The following is a 10438-nucleotide window of genomic DNA, read 5'->3' on the forward strand; positions in this document are numbered from 1 at the left end:
AACGCGATCACTTCACTGCCCACCGCCAATTCCAGCTCTTTCACCGAACGTGTGGTGATCACCGAAGTGACGATGCCGGAAGCGGTCTGCACATCGATTTCCGAGAGCACGTCACCGAGGACGATTTCCTTGATCGAGCCTTTGAACTGGTTGCGTACGTTGATGGCCTTGATAGTCATGATATTGATTCCTGTGGTTGGATAAGACTTGGGTTACTGGGCCCAACGCAACTGCGTAGGCAAGGGTGAAACAGGTTCCGGTTCCGGTGGTTGGCCGGGCAGTGACAGCACGCGGTTGAGAACTTCGGTCTCCAGTGCTGCCAGCCTATGAGAGCCACGAACCCGAGGGCGTGGCAGCTCAACGTGCAGGTCGAGGCCGACTTCGCCGTTTTCGATGAGAATCACCCGATCGGCAATCGCTACGGCTTCGCTGACGTCGTGCGTCACCAGCAACACGGTGAAGCCGTGTTGCTGCCAGAGCCGTTCGATCAGTTGCTGCATTTCGATGCGGGTCAGGGCATCGAGCGCGCCCAACGGCTCGTCGAGCAACAGCAGGCGCGGTTGATGAATCAACGCGCGAGCCAGGGCCACGCGTTGTTTCTGCCCACCGGACAGGGCCGCCGGCCACTCATGGGCGCGGTCCGCCAGGCCGACCGCTTCCAGCGCCGCCAATGCCTTGGGACGCCAGTGGCCCTTGAGACCCAGGCCGACGTTGTCGATGATCTTTTTCCACGGCAGCAACCGTGCTTCCTGGAACATCAGCCGGGTGTCTTCCCGGGCCTCGCTCAGCTTCGCGGAACCGGCCAGCAGTTCACCGCCCGTGGGCTGATCGAGACCGGCCAGCAAACGCAGCAAGGTACTTTTGCCGCAGCCGCTGCGACCGACCACGGCGACAAATTGCCCCGCCGGAATATGCAGATCGATCTCGCGCAGCACCTGGCGCGAACCAAAGGTTTTTTGCAGCTTGCGCACCGCCAGCGGAATCCCGCGCAGCAGGCGTGGAGGTTGTTGAGCGGTCATGCGGCACCTCCCTTGACGACCTGATAGGCCGGATGCCAGCGCAGCCACACGCGTTCAAGTCCACGCGCCGCGAGATCGGCCAGCTTGCCGAGCACCGCATACATCAGGATCGCCAGCACCACCACGTCGGTCTGCAAGAACTCCCGGGCATTCATCGCCAGATAGCCAATGCCGGAGCTGGCGGAAATGGTTTCGGCCACGATCAGCGTCAGCCACATAAAGCCCAGGGCAAAGCGCACGCCGACCAGAATCGAAGGCAGCGCACCCGGCAGGATCACCTGACGGAACAGACTGAAACCGGACAAGCCGTAGCTGCGCGACATTTCCACCAACGCCGGATCGACGTTGCGGATGCCGTGATAGGTGTTGAGGTAGATCGGGAACAAGGTGCCCAGGGCCACCAGGAAAATCTTCGCCGACTCGTCGATGCCGAACCACAGGATCACCAGCGGAATCAGCGCCAGGTGCGGCACGTTGCGGATCATCTGCACCGAACTGTCGAGCAGGCGTTCGCCCCACTTGGACAGACCGGTGATGAAACCCAGTGTCAGGCCAATACCGCCACCAATGGCAAAGCCCAACGCGGCACGCCAACCGCTGATTGCCAGGTGTGTCCAGATCTCGCCGCTGCGTACCAGGCTCACACCGGCTTCGATCACGGCGATCGGCGCCGGCAGAATCCGTGTCGATAACCAACCCGCCGACACCGACAGCTGCCACACCGCCAGCAGCAACACCGGCAACGCCCAGGGCGCGAGGCTGTGGATAATTTTTTTCATGGCGCGCTCAACTCTGCGACGCGGCTTTGGGAAGGATGTCGTTGGCGACCATTTCGCCGAACGGGCTGACGTAACCAGCGCTTTTCGGCAACTCGGGACGCTCGATGTCCAGGTGCGGGAACAGCAACTCGGCCACGCGGTACGACTCTTCCAGGTGTGGATAACCGGAGAAGATGAACGTATCGATACCCAGATCGGCGTACTCCTTAACCCGTGCCGCCACAGTCGGCCCATCACCGACCAACGCCGTACCGGCACCGCCCCGCACCAGCCCGACGCCGGCCCAGAGATTCGGGCTGACCTCCAGGTTGTCGCGGCTGCCACCGTGCAGCGCGGCCATGCGTTGCTGGCCGACGGAATCGAAGCGCGCCAGGGAGGCCTGGGCACGGGCGATGGTGTCGTCGTCCAGGTGCGAGATCAGTCGGTCCGCCGCTTGCCAGGCCTCGGCGTTGGTTTCACGAACGATCACATGCAGGCGAATGCCGAAGCGCACGGTACGCCCGAGCCTCGCAGCTTTGGCCCGCACCTGTGCGATCTTCTCGGCCACCGCGGCCGGTGGCTCGCCCCAGGTCAACACCATTTCGACCTGTTCTGCCGCGAGGTCCTGCGCCGCTTCCGACGAACCGCCAAAGTACAGCGGCGGACGCGGTTGCTGGATCGGCGGGTACAGCAACTTCGCGCCCTTCACGCTGATGTGCTGGCCGTCGTAATCGACGGTTTCGCCTTCCAGCACGCGACGCCAGATGCGGGTGAATTCCACCGAGGCCTGATAGCGCTCTTCGTGGCTGAGGAACAGACCATCGCCGGCCAACTCTTCCGGATCACCGCCCGTGACCAGGTTGAACAGCGCACGTCCGCCGGACAAGCGATCCAGCGTAGCCGCCTGGCGTGCCGCCACCGTCGGGGAAATGATCCCGGGGCGCAGGGCGACAAGAAACTTCAAACGCTGGGTCACTGGAATCAACGACGCCGCCACCAGCCACGAATCCTCGCAGGAACGACCGGTGGGAATCAGTACACCGCCGAAACCCAGTCGATCCGCCGCTTGGGCGACTTGTTGCAGGTAACCGTGGTCAACGGCGCGAGCGCCTTCGGCGGTGCCAAGGTAATGGCCGTCGCCGTGGGTAGGCAGGAACCAGAAGATGTTGAGGCTCATGGAGTGGTCTCCTTGGGAAATCGGACTGTTACTGGGCTTTGGTGACTGAGCTTTGGGCAACGGTCGCCGGCGGCGTCCAGATCACGTCTTTGATGCTCAGCGGCTTGGGAATCAACTTGAGCTGGTAGAAGCTGTCGGCGATTTTCTGTTGCGCGGCGACCACTTCCGGGGTCAGGAACAGCGCGCCGTAGCCCTGGCGTTTCACCGAAGTCAGGGTGATGTCCGCTGGCAGGCCAAGCAGTGGCGAGACTTGTTTGGTCACATCTTGCGGGTTGGCCTTGGACCACTCGCCGACCGCGCGCACTTCTTCCACCAGGGTCTTGATCACCTCGGGATTTTTCTGCGCGTAGGGTTTGGTCGCCAGATAGAACTGATGGTTGTCGACGATGCCTTTGCCATCACGCAGGGTGCGCGCTTGCAGTTGCTGTTCGGCGGCCGCCTGGTACGGGTCCCAGATGACCCAGGCATCGACGCTGCCACGCTCGAACGCAGCACGGGCGTCGGCCGGTGGCAAGAATACGGTCTGGATATCGGTGTACTTGAGGCCGGCGTCTTCCAGTGCCCGCACCAGCAGGTAGTGCACGTTGGAGCCTTTGTTCAGGACGACTTTCTTGCCCTTGAGTTCGGCCACCGATTTGATCGGCGAATCCTTCGGCACCAGGATCGCTTCGCTGTGCGGCGCTGGCGGTTCGTAGGCGACGTAGAGCAGATCGGCGCCTGCCGCTTGGGCAAACACAGGAGGGGTTTCGCCGGTCACGCCGAAGTCGATGGAGCCGACGTTCAAGCCTTCGAGCAGCTGCGGGCCACCGGGGAATTCAGTCCATTGCACGTCCACGCCTTGGGCGGCGAGGCGTTTTTCCAGAGTGCCTTTGGCTTTGAGCAGCACCAGGGTGCCGTATTTCTGATAACCGATCCGCAGTGTCTCGGCCTGAGCTTGGGTAATGGCGCCGAAGGTAACAGCCGCAGCAAACAGAGCGACCAGACCACGACGCAAAATGACAGGGCGCATGGCGCTCTCCTATTTGCAGTTGGGTTTTGGCTGCACCTGCTTGCCCGTTGGCGGGCGAGTAAGGCCAGTACTTCAAGGGTGAAAATGGCTCAAATGCTCCAGCGAGCACTCAACAAACGTTCATTCAACAGGTTTGGATCGAGCGGCTTGGGCCGTCGCGCCATGGCGCTGAAAAACAGCTCCAGCGATTCATTCAATCGTTGCTCAAGCTCCGGTGCCAACTGCGCCAGGGCACTGCCTTCGCCGTAAGCGATCTGGCTGTCGACGGCGAAAATGCCCTGAAGCATTTCCTGGGCCTTCAATGCCGACAGCACCGGTTTGAGCGCGTAATCCACCGCGAGCATGTGGGCGATGCTGCCGCCGGTTGCCATTGGCAACACCACCTTGTGGCTCAAGGCGCGCTCCGGCAGCAGATCCAGCACGGTTTTCAATGCACCGGAAAACGAAGCCTTGTACACCGGCGTGGCGATCAGCAAACCATCGGCGTTTTCAATTTGTTGCAGCAGGTCGACCACCTTGGGGCTGTCGAAACGTGCGTGCAGCAGGTCTTCAGCCGGGAAGTCCCGTACCTGATAACTCACCACCTCCACGCCCTGCTCTTGTAGCCAACGTTGGGAGCGATCCAGCAGAACCCCGGAACGGGAGCGCTGACTGGGACTGCCACCGAGTGAGACGACCAGCATTCAGACGATTCCTTGATTGCAGACGATTCGCGGTTTGCGATCTCGCTTTGATGGAGTGACCTTAACAGGTGATTTATATATCCATAAATCATATTTATTCATTTGGTTATGCAATATAGAAATATGAAGAATCACTTCTTTCAGACAAAAAAAAGGCCGTCGAAACGGCCTGAAATCCCCTGCTTTGTAGTTGATGATCGTTCCCACGCTCCGCGTGGGAATGCAGCCCGTGACGCTCCGCGTCACTGGACGCGGAGCGTCCCTAGAGGCATTCCCACGCGGAGCGTGGGAACGATCACATCGTCAACGATTCGGCTGCGGTGTCAGGCGCAGGTAAGGCTTCACGGCGCGATAGCCTTTGGGAAAGCGCTGTTTGATTTCTTCTTCATCCTTGAGCGACGGCACGATCACCACCTCATCACCGTCCTGCCAGTTGGCCGGCGTGGCCACTTTGTAGTTGTCGGTGAGCTGCAGAGAATCAATCACCCGCAGGATTTCATGGAAGTTGCGGCCGGTGCTCGCCGGGTAGGTGATGGTCAGGCGAACCTTCTTGTTCGGGTCGATGACAAACAGCGAACGTACCGTCAGGGTGTCGTTGGCATTCGGATGGATCAGGTCGTAGAGGTCCGAAACCTTGCGGTCGGCATCGTCGAGGATCGGAAAGTTGACGACGGTGTTCTGGGTTTCGTTGATGTCGGCGATCCACTTGTGGTGCGAGTCCACCGGGTCGACTGACAGGGCTATGGCCTTGACGCCACGCTTGGCGAATTCATCCTTCAGCTTGGCCGTGAAGCCCAGTTCGGTGGTGCACACCGGGGTGAAATCCGCCGGATGGGAAAACAGCACACCCCAGCTATCACCCAGCCATTGGTGGAAACGGATGGTGCCGGCGCTGGAATCCTGTTCGAAATCGGGGGCGATATCGCCGAGTCTGATGCCCATGGTGTAGCTCCTGGTGAGTGCTGGATGAACTCAACTGTGCCTGTGTTTTTTATCCATTAAAAAGAATAAATATCGATTTGTTTAGACCGAAAAGAAATATTAAAGAACTGTTCACTGGACGGATGAACGCAACCCGCCGAACATCGGCCACAAGGTTCGAGAAGGCCTTGAGTTGCTGCAAAAGAGGGAATTTCGAGGCGGGATTACGGGGGTGACCCCGTCTTGAAACGCAAAAAGCCCCGCCCGGCGTGATGCCGGGCGGGGCTTTTTTTGTCTCGCTTACGCGTGCGCTTTTACAACAGCGGAATCGAGTAGCTGACGATCAGACGGTTTTCGTCCTGGGAACGGGTGTTCGGCAGGTCGGTACGCCAGGTGGCGTTTTTCCACATCAGGCCGAGGTTCTTCAGCGCGCCCGACTGCACGACGTAACCCACAGTCAGGTCGCGTTCCCACTCGGAAGCGCCGTTGGCGAGTTGACGGCCGGCGCCGTTGACCGTGTCGATGTCGTCGCCATGCAGGTAAACCACACCCGCTGTCAGGCCAGGAACACCGACCTTGGCGAAGTCAAAGGAGTAGCGCGCTTGCCAGGTTTTCTCGCCGGCACGGCCGAACTTCTGGATTTGCGCGTCGGTGATGGTGTAGTTCGACGAACCGTCGCCCTGGTTCAACCAAGGGAAGTCACTGCTGCCATTGCTGACCTGGTAACCGCCGCCGAAGGTGTGGCCGGCCACGGTGTACAGAAACAGGCCGCTGTACAGATTGTTGTCGACCTTGCCCTTACCGTTAGGCGCGTTGTAGTTGCCCGTCGTGTAATACAACGGATCGTGACCGTTGGCGCCGTCGTCGGAGCTGTTGAAGTAGCGGAAGTCCGACTTCAATACGCCCGGGCCGATTGCCCAGTTATGCACCAGTCCGAGGAAGTGCTGTTTGTAGAACTCTTCCAGCTTGCCGTAGTAGTACTGGGCAGTCAGGTCCTTGGTGAGTTTGTAGTCACCGCCGGCATAGATGAACTTGTTGCTGTCGCGAGCTGCCGCGGTACGACCGTTGGCGCCGGAGATCGACAACTGCTGGTTGTTGCTCGAGTTACGACCTTTGACCTGCTCGATCTGACCGCCGACCAGGGTCAGGTCCTTGATGTCGCCGGACGTGATCTGGCCGCCCTGCCAGGTTTGCGGCAGCAGACGACCGTCGTTGGTCACGATGACCGGGTTCTTCGGCTGCAAGGTCCCCAGTTTCAGCTCGGTCTGGGAAACCTTGGCCTTGGCGGTCAGACCCAGGCTGGAGAAGTTATCAACCGACTCACCGTTGGACTTGGTTGGGAAAACAGTACCGCCATAAGCGTTACCTGCCCCACCGTTGGTACCACCGCCCGAATCCAGTTTCACGCCCAGCAGACCGATCGCGTCGATACCGAAACCAACAGTGCCTTGGGTGTAACCGGAAATGAAACGCAGATCGAAGCCTTGGCCCCACTCTTCGTTCTTGTTCGGTTCGGCACTGCCGTCACGAAAATCCTGATTGATGTAGAAGTTGCGCAGCCCCAAGGTTGCCTTGCTGTCTTCGATGAAACCGGCGGCGCTTGCCTGCTGCGCCAAAACCCCTACGGCCACTGCCAGGGCCAAGGTGGACTTGTTCATTGTTTCGCTCCTATCGTTTTCTAATACTTGTGTTGCTGGTCCCGGGTCGTATGCCCTGGATCCGCAGACGCTTTTTGCGCCTGACCGTCGAACGCGGTCATTTTTTGGGCGCGCAGGATACCTCTTCATAATCCATAAAAGAATTATTGAAGTATTTTTAATCGCATTGGGAAATAAGCCCCGACAACACAGATTGGGGGTATCGGCCGAAATGCCGATTCCTGAATCGTTTTATCTCGAGGGAGGTTGCAGCTTGATCCGAGGCTTACGGTGCGTGTCGGATGGACTTACTGTAAGCGTTGACGATAAAAGCTAAAAAGAATTAAAAATTCACCCATGCAAACAATATGGAATATTGAATCGAGACGAAAAAAAACCTCACCGTTGTGGTGAGGTTTTTTGATGGGGGACGCTATTACATGAAGCTGTAGGTGTAGTTGAAGATCAGACGGGTCTGGTCTTCATCAAGCGTACTGGTGTTGCCACGATACATTCCGTGACGCAACGTAGTACCGAAGCCTTTGAGTGGGCCGGTTTGAATCACGTAATCCACACGCAGGTCGGTTTCCCGCTCGTTCAGGTCATCACCCACGCCGTTGGTGGCCTTGATGTCCCGGCCATACAGATAAGCAGCCGACGCTTTCAGGCCTGGCACGCCCAAAGAAGCGAAGTCATAGGAGTATTGACCGTAGGTGGTGTTTTCACCGGCACGGATAAAGCTGCCCACGGTGGCATCGGTGAAGGAGTAGAAGCTTGCGCCGCCGGCACCTTCGTTACGGCCTCGACCGTCAACCACGTTAGCCTGGTTCAGGAAAACAAAACCGCCGTCATCGTTGACACGCTGGTGACCGAGCAAGAATGCACTGCCGCCCAGGGTGTAGGTGAACGTGGCGCTCCAGGTTTTGTTGTCGACTTCGCCTGGCGTCTTGGCGTAACCGTTGTTGTTGTTGAACAGGTAGCCGGCCGTGCCGTTCTTGCCGTCGGAGCTGCTGTCGAAATAACGGATATCGGTCTTGAACGACTGGTTCGGTGCGATCGGGTAGACGTGCACCAGGCCCAGGAAGTTCTGCTTGTAGTAGTCTTCCAGGTTCGCGTAGTAGTACTGCAGCATCAGGTCTTTGGTGACCTTCCAGTCAGCACCGGCGTAACGGAACTGGTTGCTGTCCTGAGTACCGCCAGCCACGGCCAGGCCGGTGCTGTTGCTCGATGCGCGACCGGTCGCGTGCTCCAACTGACCTACGTTGAAGGTCACGTTGTCGATTTCCTTCGAAGTCAGGGTGCCACCTTCAAAGGTTTGCGGTAGCACGCGGCTGTCGTTCGCGATCAGGATCGGCATGTTTGGCTGCAGAGCGCCACCCACGTGAGCCTCGGTCTTCGAGAAACGTGCCTTGACGTTCGCTGCCGCACGGCTCCACGAGTGTTCTGCCGAACCATCGGTGTCGCTAGGTGTGAAGGAGTTGTTGTCCGGGTGATGGCCTTTGCCGCCGTCCAGATGGATACCAACCAGCGCCTGGGCGTCGATACCAAAACCAACGACACCTTGAGTGAAACCCGACTGGTAATCGAACTTCAGGCCTTCAGCGGCCTCTCGCTGCCGGTTGGCAGGCGTGCTGGCGCCTTCCCGTTTATCGGCGTCGAAATAATAGGTGCGCGAACTGACGGAAGCCTTGCTGTCTTCGATGAAACCTGCGGCGCCTGCCTGCTGCGCCATAACCCCTACGGCCACGGCCAAAGCCAAGGTGGACTTGTTCATTGTGAAGCTCCTCTGGATTCTAATTCTTGTGTTCCTGGTCTTGGGTCTTTGCCCAAAATCCTAAGATGCGCGATTAGCGCCGGACGGTGACTCACAAGTCAATCGTAACCATGTGTGTCTACGACCATAGTCTAATCCCCGGTTTTTTGGTCCATGCAGGTTCATGAGATCGTCACAAACCTGAAAAGAATGGCTCGATTCTTTTCTCATACCGTTTAGGAATTAAGCTCACTTCAATTACCCCAGCGGACTAGAGCGGGTGCCACATAAGCTAATTACTAAATGGTATTTATTGGGCGTTTTTTAGATCGATTAGGTTTGGACACAATTTCGCAACAAAACCAATCGAACAGGCCCTCGCCATGACGACCAAGCGCGCACTATCCAAGCCCTTTGTTACAGTTTGTGTATCGCTGTTGATTTCTTTCTCTGCCCACGCAGCGAACCTCACCGTCGGCTACCAAACCGGTATCGACCCCAGCAAGGTGCCGCAGGCGGATGGCCTGTACGAAAAAACCATTGGCCAGCCCATCGACTGGCGACGCTTCAACAGTGGCCCGGAGGTGGTCACAGCGATAGCGTCCGGCGATGTACAAATCGGCAACCTCGGTTCCAGCCCTTTGGCGGCAGCGGCGTCGCGCAAGCTGCCGATTGTCGCGTTCCTCGTGTCGGCACAGATCAATGCGGCGGAAGCCCTGGTGGTTCGTAACGGCAGCGGCATCGAAAAACCGCAAGATTTGATCGGCAAGACCATCGCCACGCCCTTCGTTTCCACCTCGCACTACAGCCTGCTCGGCGCGCTGAAGCACTGGGGCCTGGACGCTTCGAAAGTCAAAGTGGTGAACCTGCAACCAGCGGAAATCGCCGCGGCCTGGAAGCGTGGCGATATTGATGGCGCCTTTGTCTGGTCACCCGCATTGGGTGAAATTCGCAAGACCGGCAAGACCTTGACCGATGCCGCACAGGTCGGACAGTGGGGCGCTCCCACCTTTGAGGTTTGGGTTGCGCGCAAGGATTACGCCGAGAAGCATCCTGATGTCGTAGCCAAGTTCGCCAAGGTCACGCTCGACGCCTTTGCTGATTACGCCGCGCACAAAGCCAACTGGACCACCGACTCTGAGCCTGTGCAGAAAATCGCCAAACTGACCGGTGCCAACGCTGCCGACGTGCCGGAGTTGCTCGCCGGGTCCGCTTTCCCGGATGCCAAGGCACAGCAAACCAGCGCGCTGCTGGACGGCGGCACGGCCAAGGCGATTGGCGAGACGGCGAAGTTCTTGAAGGAACAAGGGAAGGTGGAAACGGTGCTGCCGGATTACTCGCCGTATGTCAGCGCGAAGTTTGTCACCGAGTAATCCACTGAAACCTGTGGCGAGGGAGCTTGCTCCCGTTGGGCCGCGTAGCGGCCCTGATGGGGAGTCCTTCGGCCTCCAGCGGGAGCAAGCTCCCTCGCCACAAAAGCG

At 58.7% G+C, this 10438-nt stretch carries 10 protein-coding genes; 1 reads left to right on the forward strand and 9 read right to left on the reverse strand.

The genetic code is table 11. The features are described 5' to 3' along the window. The 9 genes from D8U69_RS16675 to D8U69_RS16715 all read right to left on the reverse strand — a co-directional run. Positions 1–179 (reverse strand): TOBE domain-containing protein (locus tag D8U69_RS16675; RefSeq protein WP_130907751.1); only part of this gene is annotated, 179 nt, incomplete at its 3' end. A gap of 33 nt (positions 180–212) precedes the next feature. Then, the gene (ssuB, locus tag D8U69_RS16680; protein WP_130907752.1) at positions 213–1019 is read right to left on the reverse strand and encodes an aliphatic sulfonates ABC transporter ATP-binding protein; all 807 of its coding nucleotides are present in this window, start codon (positions 1017–1019) and stop codon (positions 213–215) included. Next, complete coding sequence (gene ssuC / locus D8U69_RS16685; RefSeq protein ID WP_056854057.1) at positions 1016–1798, reverse strand: aliphatic sulfonate ABC transporter permease SsuC; 783 nt, start codon at positions 1796–1798, stop codon at positions 1016–1018. The genes ssuB and ssuC overlap by 4 nt, the downstream gene beginning before the upstream one ends. A 7-nt stretch (positions 1799–1805) precedes the next feature. Continuing rightward, positions 1806–2954, reverse strand: a complete 1149-nt coding sequence (ssuD, locus tag D8U69_RS16690; protein ID WP_130903846.1) for an FMNH2-dependent alkanesulfonate monooxygenase — start codon at positions 2952–2954, stop codon at positions 1806–1808. Between the two features lie 28 nt (positions 2955–2982). Further along, a complete protein-coding gene (locus D8U69_RS16695; RefSeq protein WP_130907753.1) occupies positions 2983–3963 on the reverse strand; it encodes a sulfonate ABC transporter substrate-binding protein in 981 nt (326 codons plus the stop codon). Positions 3964–4052: 89 nt separating this feature from the next. Next, positions 4053–4646 carry an NADPH-dependent FMN reductase gene (gene ssuE / locus D8U69_RS16700; protein ID WP_056854060.1) on the reverse strand — a complete coding sequence of 198 codons (594 nt, stop codon included), beginning with the start codon at positions 4644–4646 and terminating at the stop codon, positions 4053–4055. 303 nt (positions 4647–4949) lie between these two features. Beyond that, a complete protein-coding gene (locus tag D8U69_RS16705; protein WP_130903845.1) occupies positions 4950–5588 on the reverse strand; it encodes a peroxiredoxin in 639 nt (212 codons plus the stop codon). A gap of 293 nt (positions 5589–5881) precedes the next feature. Next, complete coding sequence (locus D8U69_RS16710) at positions 5882–7225, reverse strand: OprD family porin (protein WP_056854062.1); 1344 nt, start codon at positions 7223–7225, stop codon at positions 5882–5884. A gap of 415 nt (positions 7226–7640) precedes the next feature. After that, positions 7641–8978, reverse strand: a complete 1338-nt coding sequence (locus D8U69_RS16715; protein WP_130903843.1) for an OprD family outer membrane porin — start codon at positions 8976–8978, stop codon at positions 7641–7643. A gap of 362 nt (positions 8979–9340) precedes the next feature. Here D8U69_RS16715 and tauA point away from each other — a divergent pair, with 362 nt between their 5' ends. Continuing rightward, positions 9341–10330, forward strand: coding sequence for a taurine ABC transporter substrate-binding protein (gene tauA, locus D8U69_RS16720; RefSeq protein WP_130907754.1), 990 nt, complete (start codon positions 9341–9343; stop codon positions 10328–10330). Positions 10331–10438: the final 108 nt, after the last annotated feature.

This window comes from Pseudomonas sp. Sample_16, from assembly GCF_004307665.1.
In the GTDB taxonomy this organism is placed as follows: domain Bacteria; phylum Pseudomonadota; class Gammaproteobacteria; order Pseudomonadales; family Pseudomonadaceae; genus Aquipseudomonas.